The sequence below is a fragment of the Vibrio rhizosphaerae genome (assembly GCF_024347095.1).
Classification (GTDB): domain Bacteria; phylum Pseudomonadota; class Gammaproteobacteria; order Enterobacterales; family Vibrionaceae; genus Vibrio; species Vibrio rhizosphaerae.
Genome location: NZ_AP024903.1, coordinates 2,318,283 through 2,338,648, shown reverse-complemented (window position 1 = coordinate 2,338,648; position 20,366 = coordinate 2,318,283). Strand labels below are relative to the sequence as shown.

18 protein-coding genes are annotated in these 20,366 nt (G+C 52.0%); 12 read left to right on the top strand and 6 right to left on the bottom strand.

Translation table 11 applies throughout. The features are described from left to right. Positions 1 to 78 precede the first annotated feature (78 nt). The 4 genes from OCV37_RS10025 to OCV37_RS10010 are packed head-to-tail and all read left to right on the top strand — an operon-like array spanning position 79 to position 4,838. Positions 79 to 1,647, top strand: coding sequence for an ABC transporter substrate-binding protein (locus OCV37_RS10025; protein ID WP_038180737.1), 1,569 nt, complete (start codon positions 79 to 81; stop codon positions 1,645 to 1,647). Continuing rightward, positions 1,640 to 2,593 (top strand): ABC transporter permease, encoded by a 954-nt coding sequence (locus OCV37_RS10020; RefSeq protein WP_038180740.1) that lies wholly within the window; start codon positions 1,640 to 1,642, stop codon positions 2,591 to 2,593. Before OCV37_RS10025 ends, OCV37_RS10020 begins: the two co-directional genes overlap by 8 nt. Next, entirely contained in the window at positions 2,590 to 3,378 is a 789-nt protein-coding gene (locus tag OCV37_RS10015; RefSeq protein WP_038180744.1) for an ABC transporter permease, read from the top strand. The genes OCV37_RS10020 and OCV37_RS10015 overlap by 4 nt, the downstream gene beginning before the upstream one ends. Further along, positions 3,375 to 4,838 (top strand): ABC transporter ATP-binding protein, encoded by a 1,464-nt coding sequence (locus OCV37_RS10010; RefSeq protein WP_038180747.1) that lies wholly within the window; start codon positions 3,375 to 3,377, stop codon positions 4,836 to 4,838. The genes OCV37_RS10015 and OCV37_RS10010 overlap by 4 nt, the downstream gene beginning before the upstream one ends. A gap of 142 nt (positions 4,839 to 4,980) precedes the next feature. Here the strand turns inward: OCV37_RS10010 and OCV37_RS10005 are convergent, their stop codons facing one another. Beyond that, positions 4,981 to 6,195 carry a pyridoxal phosphate-dependent aminotransferase gene (locus tag OCV37_RS10005; RefSeq protein ID WP_038180750.1) on the bottom strand — a complete coding sequence of 405 codons (1,215 nt, stop codon included), beginning with the start codon at positions 6,193 to 6,195 and terminating at the stop codon, positions 4,981 to 4,983. A gap of 196 nt (positions 6,196 to 6,391) precedes the next feature. On the opposite strand from OCV37_RS10005, the gene OCV37_RS10000 reads away from it, so the two are divergent. The 7 genes from OCV37_RS10000 (at position 6,392) to OCV37_RS09970 (ending at position 13,865) form a co-directional block, all read left to right on the top strand. Beyond that, a complete protein-coding gene (locus tag OCV37_RS10000; protein ID WP_038180754.1) occupies positions 6,392 to 7,699 on the top strand; it encodes an isochorismate synthase in 1,308 nt (435 codons plus the stop codon). Continuing rightward, on the top strand, positions 7,696 to 9,408 hold the full coding sequence (gene menD, locus OCV37_RS09995; RefSeq protein ID WP_038180758.1) for a 2-succinyl-5-enolpyruvyl-6-hydroxy-3-cyclohexene-1-carboxylic-acid synthase: 1,713 nt from the start codon (positions 7,696 to 7,698) through the stop codon (positions 9,406 to 9,408). Before OCV37_RS10000 ends, menD begins: the two co-directional genes overlap by 4 nt. Beyond that, positions 9,392 to 10,183, top strand: a complete 792-nt coding sequence (gene menH / locus OCV37_RS09990) for a 2-succinyl-6-hydroxy-2,4-cyclohexadiene-1-carboxylate synthase (protein WP_038180760.1) — start codon at positions 9,392 to 9,394, stop codon at positions 10,181 to 10,183. The genes menD and menH overlap by 17 nt, the downstream gene beginning before the upstream one ends. A 24-nt stretch (positions 10,184 to 10,207) precedes the next feature. Continuing rightward, positions 10,208 to 11,074 carry a 1,4-dihydroxy-2-naphthoyl-CoA synthase gene (gene menB, locus OCV37_RS09985; protein WP_038180762.1) on the top strand — a complete coding sequence of 289 codons (867 nt, stop codon included), beginning with the start codon at positions 10,208 to 10,210 and terminating at the stop codon, positions 11,072 to 11,074. A gap of 85 nt (positions 11,075 to 11,159) precedes the next feature. Next, positions 11,160 to 12,143 carry an o-succinylbenzoate synthase gene (gene menC / locus OCV37_RS09980; protein WP_038180765.1) on the top strand — a complete coding sequence of 328 codons (984 nt, stop codon included), beginning with the start codon at positions 11,160 to 11,162 and terminating at the stop codon, positions 12,141 to 12,143. Continuing rightward, entirely contained in the window at positions 12,143 to 13,600 is a 1,458-nt protein-coding gene (gene menE, locus OCV37_RS09975; RefSeq protein ID WP_051680500.1) for an o-succinylbenzoate--CoA ligase, read from the top strand. The genes menC and menE overlap by 1 nt, the downstream gene beginning before the upstream one ends. A 97-nt stretch (positions 13,601 to 13,697) precedes the next feature. After that, positions 13,698 to 13,865, top strand: coding sequence for a hypothetical protein (locus OCV37_RS09970; RefSeq protein WP_169739360.1), 168 nt, complete (start codon positions 13,698 to 13,700; stop codon positions 13,863 to 13,865). Between the two features lie 43 nt (positions 13,866 to 13,908). Here OCV37_RS09970 and OCV37_RS09965 read toward each other — a convergent pair whose 3' ends face one another. The 3 genes from OCV37_RS09965 to OCV37_RS09955 all read right to left on the bottom strand — a co-directional run bounded on the left by OCV37_RS09965 (position 13,909) and on the right by OCV37_RS09955 (position 17,496). Then, the gene (locus OCV37_RS09965; RefSeq protein ID WP_084717457.1) at positions 13,909 to 14,883 is read right to left on the bottom strand and encodes a YeiH family protein; all 975 of its coding nucleotides are present in this window, start codon (positions 14,881 to 14,883) and stop codon (positions 13,909 to 13,911) included. A 97-nt stretch (positions 14,884 to 14,980) separates the two neighbouring features. Continuing rightward, the gene (locus OCV37_RS09960) at positions 14,981 to 16,852 is read right to left on the bottom strand and encodes an MFS transporter (protein ID WP_038180767.1); all 1,872 of its coding nucleotides are present in this window, start codon (positions 16,850 to 16,852) and stop codon (positions 14,981 to 14,983) included. A 53-nt stretch (positions 16,853 to 16,905) separates the two neighbouring features. Then, positions 16,906 to 17,496, bottom strand: a complete 591-nt coding sequence (locus tag OCV37_RS09955) for a TetR/AcrR family transcriptional regulator (RefSeq protein ID WP_038180769.1) — start codon at positions 17,494 to 17,496, stop codon at positions 16,906 to 16,908. 158 nt (positions 17,497 to 17,654) lie between these two features. Here OCV37_RS09955 and OCV37_RS09950 point away from each other — a divergent pair, with 158 nt between their 5' ends. Next, entirely contained in the window at positions 17,655 to 18,521 is an 867-nt protein-coding gene (locus OCV37_RS09950; RefSeq protein ID WP_038180772.1) for a Tim44 domain-containing protein, read from the top strand. Between the two features lie 108 nt (positions 18,522 to 18,629). Here OCV37_RS09950 and OCV37_RS09945 read toward each other — a convergent pair whose 3' ends face one another. Continuing rightward, positions 18,630 to 19,196 (bottom strand): hydrolase, encoded by a 567-nt coding sequence (locus OCV37_RS09945; RefSeq protein WP_261888085.1) that lies wholly within the window; start codon positions 19,194 to 19,196, stop codon positions 18,630 to 18,632. 29 nt (positions 19,197 to 19,225) lie between these two features. Continuing rightward, on the bottom strand, positions 19,226 to 20,344 hold the full coding sequence (locus tag OCV37_RS09940) for a PLP-dependent cysteine synthase family protein (RefSeq protein ID WP_084717458.1): 1,119 nt from the start codon (positions 20,342 to 20,344) through the stop codon (positions 19,226 to 19,228). Positions 20,345 to 20,366: the final 22 nt, after the last annotated feature.

Here is a 20,366-nt window from a genome sequence, read left to right as displayed (position 1 = left end):
GATGAGGAATGATTGCAATAAGATATGCATGTTGATATGTTATAACGTACTAATTAATGATAATTCACTCACTTGAATATGAAAAAAATATTGCTCATCATCGTGGTTGGCATCATCGCCATCGCGATCTATCAACATCGTCAGTCTCAGAATAATACCCAACTTACGATTTCCGGCCCGTTTGAATTTAACGGCACGGAGCTGTCGCGTGACGGATTCCTCTACAGCCGTCTTGGCGTCACCGAGTCTTTAACGCGCCTCATGCCCGATGGAAGTGTGCAACCCTTGTTAGCCACTGAGTGGACGCCATTCGCCGATGGGTTGGTATGGCGGTTTAGCATTCGTCCCGGGGTCGTTTTTCATGATGGCACGCCACTGAATGCTGAAGCGGTACGACAGAATTTAGCTTATGCGCGGTCACAACCGGGGGTGATTCGGCAGGTGCCGATTCAGGCCATTACGGTTGAAAACGGGGCATTAGTGATTGCGCTGTCTCAACCTTACAGTCCGTTGCTGAGTGTGCTGGCACATTACAGTCTGGGGATCGTTTCTCCGGTCACGCTGGGTAAAACGGGCCAAGGTGATGCAGCAGATAACGCACAAACGGGGCAGGGACAGGCACCGTCAGCTGTGATTGGGACCGGAGCATATCAGGTGGCTATGGCGCATCCGCCACATAAAATTGAAGTCACACAAAACCCGGACTATTGGGGAGAGCCGGCGCATATTCAGTCGGTCAGTTATTTGGCGGGGCACCGGAGTGAAAGCCGGGCGCTGTTAGTCCGCAGTGGTCAGGCTGATATTGCTTATTCAATTGATCCGGTCAGCCGGGAAGGTCTGAAGCAATCGGATCAGGTGACGGTGGAGTCACTTGCGTTGCCCCGGACCGTATTGTTGAAACTCAACCTCGCTCATCCGCAATTACGCCATCAGGCGGTACGAAAGGCGATCAGTCTGGCACTGGATCGGGAAGGAATGGCCGCGACGGTACTGCGTTTGCCCGGGTCGGCGGCGTATCAGCTTTTTTCCCCGTCACAATCCGACTGGTATATCGAGAACCTGAAACATAAATATAACCTCCAGCAGGCGAAGACGCTGATGATGCAGCAGGGGTGGTCTTATGATGATGAAGGTTGGCTCGTGCGTGACGGACAACCATTGTCACTGACGCTGACGACTTATGCCAACCGTCCTGAGTTACCGGTGCTGGCGACCAGCATCCAGAATCAACTGGCATTGTTGGGGATTCAGGTTAATGTCAGTATCGATAATGCCAGTGCCATTCCGGCTAAGCATCATGACAATACCCTTGATATGGCGCTGATGGCGCGTAACTTTGGCATGATGGGCAGTCCGTTACCGATTTTATATGATGATTTCTCTTCACCGCGAGGCAGTGACTGGGGCCATATGAACTGGGATTCTCCGCAAATTCGCGCCATTCTGACTCAACTTCTGGGTGAGTCTGATCCGCATGTCGCCCGGCAGTTGTCCCAGCAGGTTGCCCGAATCATGGCGGATGAACTGCCGGTGATTCCGATTGCTTACAGCCAGCAATTGATAGCGGTCAACAAGCGGGTGTCCGGATTCTCGTTTGACCCGTATGAAATTGATTATCGTCTCAAGGAAATGCAACTTCATGATTAATTTACTATTGCGCCGTTTTTGCCAACTGATCTTTGTCGGTTGGTCGGTCGGCACGGTGACGTTCGTGATGATGAAATGCCTGCCGGGAGATATGGCATTTCGTATTGCAGCGGCCCGTTACGGCTATGATTATGTTAATTTACAGGCCGCGCAGCGCGTGGCAGCAGACCTCGGTCTCGATCGGCCGGTGTGGGAACAGTATCTGAGCTGGATGTGGGATTTAGCGCATTTCAATCTCGGCCAGTCGATGATCAGCGGTGAGGCGGTGTCAGAGAAAATCATGCACCATTTGGGCTATTCATTATGGCTGGCGGTGGTGGCGCTGAGTTTGTCTCTGTTGATTGCTTTCCCGATTGGTCTTTACTGCGCACGTCATGCCGGACAATGGCATGACCGGGTCACGTTACTCATTTCCAGTTTTATGCGCGCCCAGCCGGTGTTTTTAATTGGTCTGGTGTTGATTTTATGCTTTGCGTTAAAACTTGATTTATTACCTGTGGCAGGGTTCGGCCGGTTTGAACATGTTTTGCTCCCGGCGCTGGCGCTGGCCTTGTCTCTGGCAGCCTTATCGAACCGGATGATTCGCAATACCGCCAAGCGTATTTTTGATGCGCCGTTTTATCATTTTGCGCGGCTGAAAGGCTTGAGTGAAGCACAGACTTACGCCCATCACGGCCAGCGTAATATTACGTTACCGCTGCTGGCATTTATCGGTGTCCAAGCTGTGGGACTGGTCGAAGGCATTGTGATGATTGAATCGCTGTTTTCCTGGCCGGGTATCGGCCATGCGTTGTCTCATGCAATCTTTGGCCGCGATATTCCGGTGATTCAGGGCGCTGCACTGTTGATGGGATTACTGTTTGTGGTGATTAATACCGGAGTTGATCTGGTGCAGTACTATTTTGATCCGCGCTATCGTCGCTCAGCCGCCGGAGGTCTGGTATGAAATGCTATCGAACCCAATGGATCGGCTTGTCGATTCTCACGATTCTGCTGGGATTTGTCATCATTGAAAAGCTTTGGCTCAAAGGGGATATTGCCCGTCAGCAGCTTGAACTGGCTTTTACCGAACCCAACTGGCAGGAAATTCTCGGCACCGATCATTACGGACGCAGTAATGCGGCACGGCTTGCCGATGCAATTATGAACTCGTTGCTGATGGCCGGGTTGTGTGTCACCACTGCTTCACTGCTCGGCACGCTGTCCGGCGTCTGGGCCGGATGGCAAAAGGGCTGGGTGGATCGCATTTTTTCGGTGTGGGTCAATATTGTGATGGCGTTACCGGGATTGATTCTGGTGTTGCTGTTCGGGGCGATTTTCCCCGGCTCCTTTTTCTTCCTGTTTATTGCTATCTCGATCACCATGTGGGCCGATTATTTTCGGATCATCCGCAGCCAGACACAGGCCGTAGTGCTCTCGGACGCATTTGAGTCGTCTCGCCTGTTCGGATTCAGCCGCTGGTATCTGTTCTATCGTCACATCTGGCCGGAGATCCGCAGCGATGTGTACACTTTGTCCTGTTTCGGAGCCGGTCATGCGATCTTATCACTGGCTGCTCTTGGCTTTTTGTATGTCGGGTTGCGTCCGCCCCATGCCGAGTTAGGCATGATGATGGTGGAACTGTTTCGCTACTATGATCAGGGTTTTTGGGTGTTATTACAGCCGATTGTGGTGGTGTCGCTGCTGATTTTCTCTTTTCATTTGCTGGCACAGGGAGGTTCACGGACATGACCCCATTACTTGAAATTCGGGCCTTATCTGTCTGGCTTGGTGAGCGGTGTATGGTCGGGCCGGTCTCATTGACATTAGAGCACGGCCAGTCCTTGACCATTCTGGGCGAAACCGGGGCGGGAAAGAGTTTGCTGTTGAAGGCGATCATCGGTGCGCTGCCTGTCCCGTTTACCTCTCAGGGTGAAATCTGGTGGGCCGGGCAAGCACTGCATCGTATGTCTGCATCTGAACGGGAAAACTTATGGGGGCGGGTGTTTTCGATTTTGCCTCAGGAGCCGTCATTGGCACTCGACCCACTGATGCGATTGTCCCGGCAAGCAGAAGAAGTACCTGCGCTGTTGCGCAATCATGATGCGGCCACATGTCGCACTCAGAGTTCGCAACACTTTGAGGCGGTCGGTCTGACGGGACATGAGGCGAAATATCCGGTGCAGTTGTCGGGAGGCATGGCACAACGGGGCGCTTATGTGTGTGCGGTCAGTGGTGGCGGCGAAATCCTGATTGCGGATGAGCCGACCAAAGGGCTGGACGATCATCACCGGGCTCGTCTGGTTGAGATGCTACAACAGTACCGTCAGCAAGGGGCCTTACTGACGGTGACTCATGATATCGAAGTCGCAGAACAACTCGGCGGGACGATTCTGGTGATTCAGCACGGGACCGTGGTCGAGCAAGGGGAAGCAAGTACCGTGTTGGCCGGGCCGCAACATGCGTATACCCGCCAGTTGGTCAGTGCGCATCCGCGTCACTGGCCGATGCTCAATCATCATCAGCCCGGAGAGGTGCTCCTGCGGGTAAATCAGCTAAAAATGGCCGTTGAACAACGGGTGCTGTTTGAAGATTTATCGTTTGAACTGCGGGCCGGAGAAGTGTTGGGTATCCGCGGGCCAAGTGGCTGTGGGAAATCAACCTTGTGTCAGGCCGTGCTTGGTTTGCGCACACCGCAGGCAGGAGAGATTGAATATCTGCAACCGCTGGCGGTCGGGCAGAAACTGAAACTCTATCAGGATCCGCCCGGGGCATTTGCCTCCCATGTCAGTTTAGGCACGCTGATTGATGACATTTGTCGTCGCTATCAGATTGATGATGCGGTGCCACTGGCGCTGATGAAGCGGCTGCATTTGGATCCGGCTTTACTGCAACAGTCGGCCACACAGGTCTCCGGGGGCGAATTACAGCGCTTTGCGATTTTGCGAGTCTTGCTGCTGAAACCGAAGTTACTGATCGCAGATGAGCCGACCACACGGTTGGATCCATCTACCGCACAGGAAACCCTGACGCTGATCTTAGAGGCAGTGCGGGAAATAAATTGTGCGCTGTTACTGGTCAGTCACGAGCAGAGCTTGTTAGAGAAGGTATGTCACCGGGTGATTGAACTAGCACCGGAGCCAACGGGCAGTGAGGAAGATGACACCATGGCTGCCCAATCGGTGGCGACCGCTGAGTCATGTACCGGATGATACATGTTGATGCTGTCAGCACCGTGTAAATAACGCAAGCCGAAAGTTAATGCAGGAAGGACAGATAACAAAAAGGCCCGGGTATCACCTATCACCCGGGCCTTCTGTTTATTTCATCGCTATCTTGTCCGACAGACGCTGATTACTGCCGATAGGTCGAGAGGAAGCGCTCAAAACGACTGATCGCAATTTCTAAATCTTCCACATGCGGCAAGGTGACGATGCGGAAATGGTCCGGTTTCGGCCAGTTGAAGCCGCTGCCCTGAACCAGCAGCACTTTCTCCTGAATCAGAAAATCGAGCACCATTTTCTGATCGTCATGAATGTTGTACATCTTGGTATCAATTTTCGGGAACAAGTACATCGCACCTTTCGGTTTGACACAGGAAACCCCCGGAATCTGATTGATCATCTCCCATGCCCGATCCCGCTGTTCCAGTAATCTGCCGCCGGGCAGAATCAGTTCATTGATACTCTGATAACCGCCCAGTGCGGTCTGAATTGCGTGCTGCATCGGTACATTGGCACACAAACGCATCGAGGCGAGAATATCCAGTCCAGAGACGTAACTGGCAGCGAGATGTTTCGGCCCGGTCAGGAACATCCAGCCGCCGCGGAAACCACAGACACGATACGCTTTTGACAAGCCGTTGAATGTGGCAATCAGGACATCATCCGCCAGTGTTGCAATGGGGGTATGGGTCGCACCGTCGTATAAAATCTTGTCATAGATCTCATCGGCAAAAATGATCAGGTTGTGCTGGCGGGCAATTTCAATGAATTCCAGCAAGAAAGCGCGACTATAAACGGCACCGGTCGGGTTGTTCGGGTTGATCAGGACAATCCCGCGTGTGTTCGGGGTGATTTTCTTTTTAATATCTTCCAGATCGGGATACCAGTCTGAATCTTCATCACACAGGTAATGCACAGCTTTCCCGCCGGAGAGGGAAACGGAGGCTGTCCACAGCGGGTAATCCGGGGCGGGGACCAGCATTTCATCGCCATTGTTCAACAGCGCCTGCATTGACATCACGATCAGCTCTGATGCACCGTTGCCGATATAGACATCTTCGACATCGAGGGCGCGCAATCCTTTTTTCTGATAATGCTGAACCACGGCTTTGCGGGCAGAATAGATTCCTTTGGAATCACAATAACCTTGCGATGTCGGCAGATTACGGATCACATCAACCAGAATTTCATCGGGGGCATCAAAGCCAAAAGGGGCCGGATTGCCGATATTCAGCTTTAGGATTTTATGTCCTTCTTCTTCCATACGCTTAGCATGTTTGAGTACCGGACCCCGGATGTCGTAGCAGACATTATCAAGTTTTGATGACATCCCAATATTTTGCATGGCAGCTCCCCCGAAAATAATTGAATTTTTTTATTAAGTTACACTAAATCATGTTTTAAAAGAATAAAAATCTAAAATTATCTGATTTCTGGGCTAGAGCTTCGGAGACATCTGACATAAAATGCTCTACATCCTTTGACAGGAACAGATAAATCCATCAATAGAGTCACCATTGACTCCCCCAGTTGAGGTCGCTTTGTCTTATTTCTACCAAGCCGTAAACCAACTTATTCATCAAATTCAGCAGGCCCCCCCACAAGCCAGCCGATGCATTCAGGTACTTGATTTTCCGCCTCATTTTTCTCTGCTTGACTGGCTGGCTGCACAACCTGTATTTCCCAAATTTTACTGGCAAGACCGGGATGACCGGGAAGAAGTGGTTGCGTTAGGGGCATGTCTGACTTTTTCAGATCCGGCCCCGGCTTATCAGGTCATTTCTGCCGATCAGCGCATCTGGGGCGGGCGTTCTTTTGATGGCGGGACGGCCAAAAATCCGCACTGTCAGGAAGCATTTTTCTTTTTGCCGCAAATCGAGCTGATTCGTGAAGGCGCGGCATGGTGTTTGTGTGCCAACTTGACTCAGGCACGTGATCTGACGATTCAGACGTTGCAGCAATTGCGGCAGGAGATTCCTGCTTTAGCGCCAATGGCAACCGAAATTGTGTCCGTGGCACATGCACCGCAGCACGGTCAATGGTGCCAACTGGTGGCGCAAGCCTTGTCAGCCATGACAGCACAGCAATTTGATAAGGTGGTGTTAGCGCGTCAGTCCACATTTGAACTGACGCAGTCGATTCAGGCCGCTCAACTGTTAAAAGAAAGCCGTCGTCACAATGACCAGAGTTTCCATTTTTTACTGGCTATTGATCAGCGGCACAGTTTTATCGGCTCGACACCCGAACGTTTATATCAGCGTCACGGGGAGGCGTTATTTACCGAAGCGCTGGCCGGGACGATCGGCCGGGGTGAAAATGCCCGGCAAGATCAGGCACTCTCTGACTGGCTGATTCAGGACGAGAAAAATGTGACCGAGAATCAGTATGTCGTCGATGATATTGTCGATCGGTTAACGCCGCTGGCACGTTCGGTGCGGGTCGGGGCTGCCACTCAGCTGGTGAAACTCCGCCGTGTACAGCATCTGCAACGGCTGATTGAAGCTGAGCTCAATCCGGCGATTAATGGTGTTCAGTTGCTTGGTGCATTACAACCGACTGCTGCGGTGGCGGGATTACCCAGACAAGCAGCAAAACGCTTCATTGAACGTTATGAACCGTTCCCCAGAGGCTGGTATGCCGGGTCGATTGGCTATATCAGCCATCAGCGCGCTGAATTCTGTGTCGCGATCCGCAGTGCATTGGTGACGGACAAACAAGTCAAGCTCTTTGCCGGAGCCGGGATTGTCAGTGGTTCGGTGGCCGAACATGAATGGCTGGAGTTGGATCGTAAAATGTCCACTTTACTCAGCCTGATCACGGAGATGTCTCCGGAGGAAGTGGTATCGTGAAATCGCAACAAGCGGTCTTGAACCGGGTCTGGAGTCGTTTGATTCTGGAAGAGCTGTCGCGCTTAGGTGTCCGTGATGTCTGTGTCGCACCGGGGTCGCGTTCGACACCGTTGACACTGGAAGCCAGTGCGCATCCGGCGCTGCGGTTACATCGTCATTTTGACGAGCGGGGGTTGGGGTATCTGGCCTTAGGGCTGGCAAAAGCCAGTCGTCAGCCAGTGGCCGTGATTGTCACCTCCGGTACTGCGGTGGCCAATTTACTCCCTTGTGTCGCGGAAGCTTATTTAACCGGTGAGAAATTAGTGTTGCTGACCGCGGATCGTCCGCCAGAACTGGTGGACTGCGGGGCGAATCAGGCGATTAGTCAGCCGGGAATTTTTGCTGCACATGTGGTCGCTGCGGTCAATTTACCCAGCCCGACCGCAGCCATTGCCCCCAACTGGCTACTGACCACCGTGGATCAGGCCCTTTCGGCACAAACGCGCCGGGGTGGCCCGGTACATATCAATTGTCCGTTTCCTGAACCCTTGTATCTGCAGGATGAGGTAATTGATGATGCGGCATATCTGACCGGGGTACAGCCGTGGTTGGCAACGGGTTTACCCTATAGTACCAAGCAAAGCAACGAGCCATTGCCGCTGCCCTGCGAACCGGCGCTGTACCGCCAGCGCGGTGTGGTGATTGTCGGCTCTCTGTCACTGGCGGAGGCAGAACAAGCCAAAGCACTGGCACAGCAGCTCGGCTGGCCGGTGCTGTGTGACCCTCAATCCGGGGTTTCAAGTGACTGGGCCTATTTTGATGTCTGGCTGCACCATGCCCGATGCCGCCAAGTGTTGGCCGGGTGTGAGGTGATCATCCAGTTTGGCGCGCAACTGGTCTCTAAACGATTGAATCAATGGCTGCAACAGCAGGTGACGCAACATGGCAGCCGCTACCTGTTAGTCTCGCCGGATGAGAAGCGTAATAATCCGGCGCATTTGTCACAACAGCAGATTGTGGCGCCGATTGCGGCTTGGGTCGCTGCGCAAGCTGCAGCGCTTCAGGCGTGTGCCTCTCTGGCCGGTTGGGCCGATGAATTACTGCCGTTGATTGACCGTATTCCGGCCGTGATCCGGCAAGTGGCGCAAACCAGTACCTCACTGACAGAGCTGGATGTTGCTCAGGCGGTGGCAACGCTTGCTCCCACGGCGGATTTATTTCTCGGGAACAGTCTGATCGTCCGTCTGGTCGATATGTTCGGTAACATTCATCATCAGCATGTGTTCTCGAACCGCGGTGCATCGGGGATTGATGGGGTGGTGGCAACGGCTGCCGGTGTACAGCGCGAGCGCCGCCAACCGATGGTGCTTTTGCTGGGGGATACATCACTCCTGTATGACCTCAACTCGCTTGCCTTGCTGACTCACACCCCTCAGCCGTTTGTGATTGTGGTCACCAATAACGATGGCGGCGCTATTTTTGACTTACTGCCCGTCCCGCAGCAACAGAAAACTGACTTATATCAGATGCCACACGGGTATGATTTCCGCCATGCAGCTGCCCAGTTTGGATTACAGTACAGCAATCCCGATAGTGTCACTGCACTGATGGCGGGCGTTGCCCGGCATATCGCCGACGGACAGCACGGCTTGCTTATGGAGGTCAGTGCCCCCGCAGGTCAGGCGGCCCGGCATATCCAACAGGTCATTGCGCATGTCTGTTCTTTATAGCGATTACATTCCGGCGACGGACACACAGCAGGATCGACCAGTGCTGGTGTTTTTACATGGTTTACTGGGCAGCAGTGAAGACTGGTCGGGCACTCTGGCACAGCTAGGGGATTTCCCCTGTTTAACCATTGATTTATGTGGGCATGGACACAGCCGCATGCAGCGCTGTCGCGATTTTGCCGACTGTTGTCGCCGGATTGCTCAGACGATTGCGGGCCGTTTATCACCCGGACAACCGCTGGTGTTGATTGGTTATTCGCTGGGTGGTCGGTTAGCCATGTATGGCGCGGTTCATGGTTTTTGGTCGGCGCTGAATGTGACCACGTTGGTGATCGAAGGGGGCAACTTTGGACTGCAAGATGAAGCGGCCCGTCAGGCTCGCTGGCAGCACGATCAGGCATGGGCCGATCGCTTCGCTTTTGAACCCATTGCTGATGTTTTAATCAATTGGTATCAGCAGCCGGTCTTTTCCTCACTTAACCATGCGCAAAGACAAGATTTGATCGCCCGCCGTAGTGATAATCTGGGGAGCGAAATTGCTGCGATGATGCGGGCGACATCGTTGGCGTTGCAGCCGGATTTGCTACCGGGATTGCAAACTCAGCCAATTCCCGTGCAGTACATCTGTGGGGAACGTGATCAAAAATTCCGGCAACTCGCGACCTTAAGCGGGTTGCCAGTACAGATTGTTTTGCAGGCAGGACATAATGTCCACCAAGAGCGACCCGAGGCATTTGCCCGGTGTCTCCGGACACAACTCGCTCATCAGAGATGACAGCTTAAACAAGATAGGTAGATTATGACAATTACTGTAGGTATCAGTGAAGAAGAGCTTTATGCACCCGTCAATTGGCTCGATTGTAGCGGTGAGTATCAAGATATTCACTACCATAAATCGGATGACGGCATTGCAAAAATTACCATTGCCCGCCCACAGGTGCGCAATGCTTTCCGGCCCCAGACTGTCAAAGAGATGATTCAGGCGCTGGCTGATGCCCGTTATGATTCGGGCGTGGGCGTGATTGTTCTGACCGGACTGGGTGAAGATGCCTTCTGTTCCGGTGGTGACCAGAAAATTCGCGGTGATTACGGCGGTTATCGTGATGATGAAGGCACACACCATCTCAATGTACTAGACTTTCAGCGTCAAATTCGGACTTGTCCGAAACCGGTCATTGCTGCTGTGGCCGGTTGGGCTGTCGGTGGGGGGCACGTGTTACATATGATGTGTGATTTAACCATTGCGGCTGACAATGCCAAGTTCGGTCAGACCGGGCCGAAAGTCGGTTCGTTTGACGGCGGGTGGGGCGCGTCTTACATGTCGCGGATTGTCGGTCAGAAAAAAGCCCGTGAAATCTGGTTCTTGTGTCGTTTTTATGACGCACAGGAAGCGGTCGATATGGGGCTGGTGAACACGGTAGTGCCATTAGCCGAGCTGGAAAAAGAAACCGTCCGCTGGTGCCGGGAAGTGTTACAACACAGCCCGATGGCACTGCGCTGTCTGAAAGCAGCCCTGAATGCCGATTGTGATGGTCAGGCCGGGTTACAAGAGCTGGCTGGCAATGCGACGATGATGTTTTATATGACCGAAGAAGGTCAGGAAGGCCGGAATGCATTCAATGAAAAACGTCGTCCAGATTTCAACAAGTTTCCTCGTAACCCGTAGGCTCGGCAATCATTGATATTCAATAAGTAAATCCGGTGTCTGATGACTTTTCTCTGTATCAGACATTGGGTCAAGAGGATCTAGAATGCGTAGTGCAAAACTGTACCGCTATCGGTTACCGATGGATAGCGGTGTGATTCTTCGTAACGAGAAGCTATTGGAACGAGAAGGCTTCATCGTAGAACTGCATGAGCAGAATCAGGTAGGGCGGGGTGAAGTCGCGCCATTAATTGGCTTCAGTTCAGAATCTGTGACGGAAGCAGGTATCCAGCTTCAGGAACAGTTGGCGCGTTGGTGCCGGGGCGAGGCGATTGATGATGCGTTGCTATATCCATCGGTAGCATTTGGTTTGTCTGCTGCTCAGGCCGAGTTATCCGGTGAATTGCCGCAAGAAGGACATTACTTTGCAGCCCCCTTATGTGTCGGTGACCCGGATGAGTTGATTGAGCGTCTTGAGGTGTTGCCGAAAAAAGTCGCCAAAGTCAAGGTGGGCTGGTATGAGCCGGTCCGGGATGGTTTGGTGATCAATCTGCTGCTGGAAAGTATACCTGATTTATCACTGCGGCTGGATGTCAACCGCGGCTGGACACCAGAACAGGCGGCCACATTTGCCAGTAAAATTTCACCGTCTTACCGACAGCGCATCACCTATATCGAAGAGCCCTGTGCCGCACCCAGTGATAGCATTGCGTTTGCGATCAATACCGGCATCGCAATTGCGTGGGATGAAACCTTACAGGAATCACTTCATGACCCTGAGTTTCGTCTGGAAGACTTGACGGGGGTGAAAGCCCTGATTATCAAACCGACGCTGATCGGTTCGATTGCGCGGTGTCGTTATTTGATTGACAAAGCCAGAACGCTGGGAATGCAACCGGTGATCAGTTCCAGTATTGAATCGAGTTTCGGCTTGTGTCAGTTAGCCCGGTTGTCACGCTGGCTGATGCCGGATGAAGTCCCGGGATTGGATACCGTCGGCCTGTTTCAGCAGCAGTTGGCTGTCGCGTGGCCGGGGTGTGATCTGCCAGTGGTTGCGCTGGAAACTCAGGAACTGATCTGGTCGTCCTGATGACACACTCTGACCAGACCACGCCGTGGTTGCGCTGGGCACATCAACGGCCGGCCGCCGTTGCACTGAAAGTGGGCCAGCAAACCTATACCTGGCAGGCGGTAGCTGATCGGGTTGCGGCCACGGCGGCATCCTTACAGCAACAGGGCATCGGGGCGGACGATGTGGTCACGCTGGTCGGTAAGAACCATCCCGATGCAGTCTGGCTGTTTCTGGCAACACTGCATTTAGGCGCGTTGACGGCTTTTGTGCCGCCGCAGCCAATCGCCATCTTGCAGCGTAAGCTGGAGACGATTTATCGCCCGGCGCAGACCATCTGGCTGTTTTGTGCTGACCCCGATGACGCGGCTGGCTTACCGGCGCAATTACCGAACCTGCGTCTGGTGACGGTGAAGAACCGTATGCTCAGTGATCACGGAGGTATGCCTCAACCGACTACCGCTGTTTTATCCTCGCATTATCAGCCGGAACAGTTGAGTACCTTAATCTTTACCTCTGGTTCGACCGGTGAGGCAAAAGCGGTTGCTCATACCTCCGGTCAGCATTTTGCCTCTGCGCAAGGGTTGTTATCTCAGTTTCATTTTACGGCGGATGATACATGGTTACTGAGTCTGCCGATCTATCATGTCTCCGGGTTGTCGATTATTTATCGCTGGTTACAAGCAGGCGCCTGTTTGCGTATCGGCCGTGTTGAAGCGAATGAACTGAGTGATGTCACCCACGCTTCTTTAGTGCCGACCCAGTTACAGCGTTTGTTGGATCAGGACATGCCCCACGCGCTGACGCATGTTTTGCTCGGGGGCAGCTATATTCCTCCGGCACTGGCCCGGCGAGCAGCCGCGCTCGGGATTGATACATGGGTCGGGTATGGGATGACAGAAGCCGCATCAACGGTCACGGCGAAACGGGTTGATGGTCGTGAGAGTTGTGGTAGCGTGCTGCCTTTGCGTCAGGTGAAAATTGATCAAGAGCGGATTTATATCGGTGGCGACACTCTGGCCAGCGGCTATTACCGTCAGGGCTCCCTGACGTCGCTGTGTGACGATTCAGGATGGTTTGACAGCAAAGACATGGGATATTGGCACGATCAGGAACTCTGTGTTACTGGCCGGGCGGACAATCTGTTCATCTCCGGGGGGGAAAACATCCATTGTGAAGAAATTGAAGCGGTCTTGGTCCGTCATCCGCAAATTGAAGCGGTGGTGGTAGTGCCGGTTGCCGATGCAACGTATGGGGCTCGCCCGGTTGCAGTGATTGCGTCTGCACCGGACTGGTTGCCGACCGAGGCATCGATGCGCGGATGGCTTGACGGACAGTTGGAGAAATTCAAATGGCCGGATAGTTATTATCGGTTGCCGGAACATTGCCGCACCCAAGGGATCAAAATTTCGCGTGCCGCAGTTAAAACGTGGCTGAATGCGGCGATCAAGGCATGCCGCAATGTTGACCCGTCGTGATAAGCAAGCAGTTATGAGTTAGTCCAAAACTGAATTTCGGTTTGATATGTCTTTTAGTCATAATTAACCCAGTTTAATTCACGAAAAGGCATATCCGATGAAAAAAGGGCTTATGATTGCAACCATCATCATTCAGCTTTTGGTTGCGGTGCTCAACAGCGGTACTACACGCTCATTGGCAGAGCTGACCGCATTCTTGTTGGTTGTGGTGCTGTTTCTGGAACGTGACTCCCACCGGACATCCCGTCAAACGTCTTCGCTGTAAAACCACTGCGGGAGCAGTGGCTTAGCCGTGCGGCCACACGATTTTACTGACTCAGCATAATCCAGCTCAGGGATGACACCGAGACCAGTATCCATAAGCCCACCCCAAACAGTAATGGTCGCGGACCTGCCTGACGTAACTTGCCGAATGACAGACTACAGCCAATCAAAAACAGACAAATCACCAGAGTCTGTTTTGCCAGTTTAAAGATGCTCTGATACAGATCGGCGAACTGAGGCAACTGATCATGAAAAATAATCGCGGCACAATAGAACAGAATGAAATAAGGAATGGTGATTTTTCTCGATTCGCTGCGGAATAAAAATGTACTGAGAAATGCGACCGGAATAATCCAGAGTGCCCGGGCCAGTTTTAACGTCGTTGCGGTTTTGAGTGCGGTTTCTCCGTAAGCTGATGCCGCACCAACTACCGAAGAGGTATCATGAATGGCAATCGCTGCCCAGGTACCGAATGTTTCCTGACTCATATTAAGCAAATGACCGATCGCCGGGAAAATAAATAAGGCCAGCGAGTTGAGGACAAAAATCGTTCCCAGTGCAAGACCGATCTGTTCATCATCTGCATCAATGGCTGGTGCGACTGCGGCAATCGCACTCCCGCCACAAATCGCCGTCCCGGACGCTATCAGATATCCCGTTTTACGCATCAGTCCGACCCGGACACTGACAAACCAGCCAATCAGTAAGGTGCTGAACAGGGTTGCGACGATCAGCCCCAGACCATGAGCGGTGACGGTCAGTGCCGTTTGTAGCGGAATGCCGAATCCGAGCCCGATAATCGAATAGGCGAGTAGTTTTTTGGTGATCTTTGCTAAAGGAATCCCCTGTGGCACCAGTCCGACCGTCGTGAGGAAAAAGCCGATGACCAGTGCTGTCGGGGAGGTGATATACGTTGTCGTACAAATCAGTAACCCCAGAAGAAAAGGGATGTTTTTGAGCTGACAGGCCCGTTTGAACGTGTCAGCATGAACAGGCAAACGACTGGATGAAGAGGTCATTTTAGTACCGCAATCAGAAAAGATGATGTCATTTTATCGGAAACGGACGATCAGTCAGTCTGAATGTTTTTAACTTTGATTCACTAAAATTGAACAACTACTGCCAGTCCCCTCTTAACTCAGCCACATGTTGTCGTAACTGAATACTGTCGGTATCAGATGCAGTGATTGGCGGTGCTGCAACGACTTCAATTTTCGCTCTCAAACGTTTGGGGAGCCCGCGACAAGCACGCCCGCGATGGCGACTGAAATAACTGCCCCACAAGCCTTTCAGGGCCATTGGAATCACCGGGGAGCTGGTGTGCTGAATGATAATATCCAGCCCGCGGAGAAACGGTCCGATTTCACCGTCTGACGTCAATCGCCCTTCAGGGAAAATACAGACCAGTTCACCCTGTTGAAGGGCTTTTTCAATCTGGACAAATGCCCGGCGAATGGTCTTGCCGTGTGTGGCACAAATCGGGATGACCCCGGCACGATTCAACACCGGCCGAATCAGCGGCAGAGTGGTGTAATCGGCTTCCATCACAAAACGGATCAACCGCGGTGAGGCGGCACTGAGAATCAGCGCATCCAGATATGTAACGTGGTTACAGATAATCAGGGCTCCGCCTTGAGACGGGAGATGATGCAAATTGCGGTAACGGACGCGATAACATAGCTTCGCCAGACCGGCCAGTATGAAACGTAACGTTTCGATGGGGCGCTTATACAGTAGATAAACCGCGACGCCCAGATTGATTAGCGAGAGCAGCAAGAACAAGTCAGGAATCGCCCATTGCAGTAACGACAGGACGATAATCGCTAAAATCGCACTGATCACCATCAATAAGGCGTTGTAAATATTGAGAGCAGCGATTACTTGAGCGCGTTGTTCCGGGTGGGCGCGTTGTTGTAATAATGTGTACAAGGGGACGATGAAGATCCCACCACAGATCCCCAGTAACAATAAGTTCAGAAATAGCGGCCACAGGTCGGCATTGGTGATAAAACGGGTAAATTCCATCGACGGCGGAAGTGTATCTGGCACACAGGTCACCAGCCCGTAACCAAACAGTGAAATGCCCAGACAAGCCAGTGGTACCAACCCGAGTTCCACGCGATGGCGTGACAGGCGATCACAGAGTAAAGAGCCGAGAGCGATCCCGACCGAGAACAACGTCAATAACCAAGATACAGCCCCTTCATTGCCATGGAGGAAATGCCGTGTGAAATTGGGAAACTGTGTCAGATACGTTGCGCCCATAAACCAGAACCAGCTGATGATCAATATGGTTCGGCGGTTCACCGGATCTTGTCTGGCAATTCGCAGCGTCTGGCGCGTGTGGAAGACGGGGCGCCATTGAAATCGCTGGTGCGGTGCGGTTGCCGGCGCATTGGGAATATAACGGCTGGCCAGATAGCCGCACACGGCAAATAACAAGACGGCACCCGCCGCGATATATTCTGCATGTGGTGTCGAAGCGATGACACCTGCCAGTAACGTCCCCAGCAAGATTGCCACAAATGTTCCGGTTTCAACCAATGCATTCCCACTCAGCAGTTCATCCGGTTTCAGTTGTTGTGGCAGTAAAGCATATTTAACCGGGCCAAATAAGGCCGATTGGGTGCCCATCAGAAAAAGCAACAAGAGTAAAACAAGATAACTGTGGGTAACAAACCCAATCGCAGCCAGACTCATGATGACAATTTCTAATAACTTGATGTTGCGGATCAGTTTGCTTTTTTCCAGTTGGTCGGCAAGCACGCCGGAAGAGGCCGAAAACAAAAAGAAAGGCAGAATAAATAAACCGGCTGCGAGATTAATAAACAGCGTACTTGAAATTGCCAGTTGATCGGCACTGCTGAACGCCACCAATAACAACAGGGTGTTTTTAAACACATTGTCGTTAAATGCACCGAAAAACTGAGTCATGAAATAAGGTAAAAAACGCCGAGACGAGAGGAGTGCTGAAGTCGTCTGAGACATGGAAACATCCTTTTTACAGAGTGATAAAGTCCAAGTGATTCGAGCAAGTTTGATTACCAGGCTTTTAAATAATGTGTCAGTAAGTTGTGAATCAGTTCATTGCCGTCAATCGGGGATGAAGCAAAAAACTTATCATCAACACTCAGTAAAGTGATGCCGTGCACACCGGCCCACAACACGCGACTGGTGGTGGTAATTTCTTCTTGTGAGCGCTGTGGTGACAATTGCTTGAGCAGGGTTTCGAGAATGTCTGTCATGTGATCGATGCGCTGTGTCTGCCATTCGGGCAGATCTTCGCCATTCATATTGTGTTCAAAAATCAGTTGCCAGCGATAGGAATGGCGTTGTGCAAAATCATGATAGCAGTAGGCGAGTTGAAATAAGGCATCCCGGTGGTCGGTACTCTGGCTGACGGCCTGTCGGGCGTCGGCAATCAGTTCATCGAGTGTTTGTGCAACCGCATGTAATAACAGGAGGTTATAGTTGCCGAACACATTGACTAATGTACTCGGGACATAACCAATCATGGCTGCGACTTTGCGTAGGCTCAGTTCATGATAGGAGTGATGGGTCAGAAATTGTTTGACATGTTCCAATGTCAATTGAATGAGTTCTTCTCGCGTATGGTCGTTTCTTCTGGCCATGGTTTGTAATCGTTAATGAACAATGTTCAATATATTATTGAACCCTGCCCTGAGCGTCAATCAAAGCCTGCAATATTCTGATACATGTCGAGTGTTTCTTTGGTCGGGTTGAGTGTCTATGATACATCTGATCCCTTTTAACAAGACGCAGGATAGACATGAAACGTTTTTTATCGTTAATAACCTTGTTGGTTGTTTCAGTGGCGGTGATGCCCGTTGCTGATGCGAAAAAATTCGGCGGTGGTCGCTCTTTGGGCAATAGTTTCAAGACGGCACCGGCACCGAAACAACAGTATAGCAATCCCAAAACGCAGGATACGAAAGCCGGTCAGACACAAAATGCCGGACGCAAAGGTCTGATGGGCGGGCTTCTGGGCGGTTTGCTTGCCGGTGGTCTGTTAGCGGCCTTCTTCGGTGGCGCGTTTGAAGGTATCCAGTTCATGGATATCCTGATTATCGGATTAGTGGCGTACTTTATCTTCAAATTGTTGCGTGGCATGCTGGCCGCGAAGCAGGGGAGTATGAATCAGCAGCAACCGGCATTTGGCGGAACCGCTCATCGACAATCTCATGTCCATGATTTTGAACAGCCTGAAGATTTTTCTGCCGGGGGTGGTGGTTTTGGTGCCCATGCTGCCAGCGATGTACCGCACCGTTACCCGCCGGCGTTTGACCGGGCAGCCTTTCTCAACGGAGCGCGGGAACACTATCGCATTTTGCAGGGGGCATGGAATCACAATGAGTTAGACACCATTCGTGAGTATGTTTCTGCAAGCCTGTTTGATGATTTGCAAGCCGAACGGGAAAAACTGACCGGTGAACAACATACCGATGTGATGTACGTTGATGCCGAATTTGTCCGGGCTGACTACGATGAAAATCGTGCACAGTTGAGCTTACAGTTCTCAGGCCGTTATCGTGATGTTGTGGAAGGGATTGAGGAAGAGATTCAAGATGTCTGGCACCTTGAACGCGATTTAACCGTAGCGAATGCACCTTGGTTGATCGTCGGGATTCAAGGTTAAGCGTCATCGATGGCTCACCGTTGATTGATGAATAAATGCCTCCGTTTGCGGAGGCATTTTTCTTTGTGTCGATTGCGCTGCTGATGTCATAGGCGCCCAGACGTCTTGCTAAACAAAATGCAGAGTATCACCATTCGGCAGCACCCGGGCCAGTCGCGGGAAAATCGTTTCAAAGGCCATGTGATGGTATTCGGCGGAGAATGAACTACACGCATTTTCAATGGTGAGCATGTTATATCCCAGCTCCCAGCCGTGGCGCAGCGTCGATTCAACCCCCATATTGGTGGCAATCCCGACGACAACAAGATGACGGATGCCGCGTCGGCGTAACTGCATGTCCAGTTCCGTTCCGGTGAAAGCCCCCCATTGCCGTTTGGTAATCCGTAAATCGCCGTCCTGAACCACCCCGTCAGCCAGAGTCATCCAGTGTTCCAGTGCTTCCGGTGCCGGTGTAGGCTGATCGACCAAGCCGGGCGGATAATCCTGTTGATCGGCAGACCAGCCGACATTGACACCGACTACCATTGCGCCGTGCTGGCGAAAGTGTGCGGCCAGTGATTGACACCGTGCCAATATTTCATCTGAGGGATACGGATAGCGTTGTGGTGCGAGTATCCCATGTTGTAAATCGATCAGAATCAATGCGGTTTCATGCGGATTTAATGTCAGCATCATCGTTTCCTTGAATTGATGAGAATCGGAGGTTACGCCCCCATCTGCAATTCAGGCAGGGGTGTGATCTTGGATTGCAGATCGTCAGAAAAATTCCCATTCAACTCAAATGAATCCAGTTGCGCCAGATAAGGCGCGATAGACCCGATATGTTGTTGCACCCAAGCCAGATTGTAATAGCAGTCCAGATAGCGTTCTCCGTCGTCACACCATAATGTCACCAGCGAGCCGGTTTCACCGTTGCGTTGCATCTGTCGGGCAAGCTTCAGGGTCGCATAGAGATTAGTCCCGGTTGAAGGGCCCGCTTTACGGCCGGTTTTTTTCTCCAGCCAGTGAATGGTCGCGATACTGGCGGCATCAGGAACAGCCATCATGGTATCAATGACGCCGGGAATAAAGCTGGGTTCAACTCTGGGGCGACCGATTCCCTCTATCCGGCTGCTTTGCTGGCAAGTCAGTTGAGTATTATTGTGGAGAAACGCATCGTAAAAAACCGAGTTTTCGCAATCTGCAACACACAACTGGGTGGGATACTGGCGGTAATGAATATGCCGTCCCAGCGTCGCGGACGTGCCACCGGTACCGGCTGACATCACCAGCCAGCGCGGGAGCGGAAAACGTTCTTGGGCCATCTGGTCAAAAATGGCATGGGCGACATTATCCGTACCACGCCAATCCGAAGCTCGTTCTGCATAAGTGAACTGATCAATGTAGTGTCCGTTGAGCGTTTCGGCCAGTTGCCGGGCCGCCGGGTAGATATCACAAGAACGGTCAACAAAATGTGCGGTGCCGCCATATTGCTCGATTAACTCAATTTTCTTACGGGCGGTGGTGCGCGGCATGACCGCATAAAAAGGCAGCCCCAGCATCCGCGCAAAATAGGCTTCCGAGATTGCCGTACTGCCGGAAGAGGACTCGATAATCGGGGTGTCCGGTCCAATCAAACCATTGGTTAAAGCATACAAAAACAGAGAGCGGGCCAAGCGGTGTTTCAATGAACCGGTCGGGTGCCGGCTTTCATCTTTGAGATAAATATCGATGTTCTGCAGTCCGGGTACAGTGAGTTTGATCAGGGGCGTCTCCGGATGATGGGCTTCTTCGGCCATGATTTGATGAATTGCCTGCTTAATCCAACCATGATTACTGGACATATGAACACTTCCTATTAAAGCG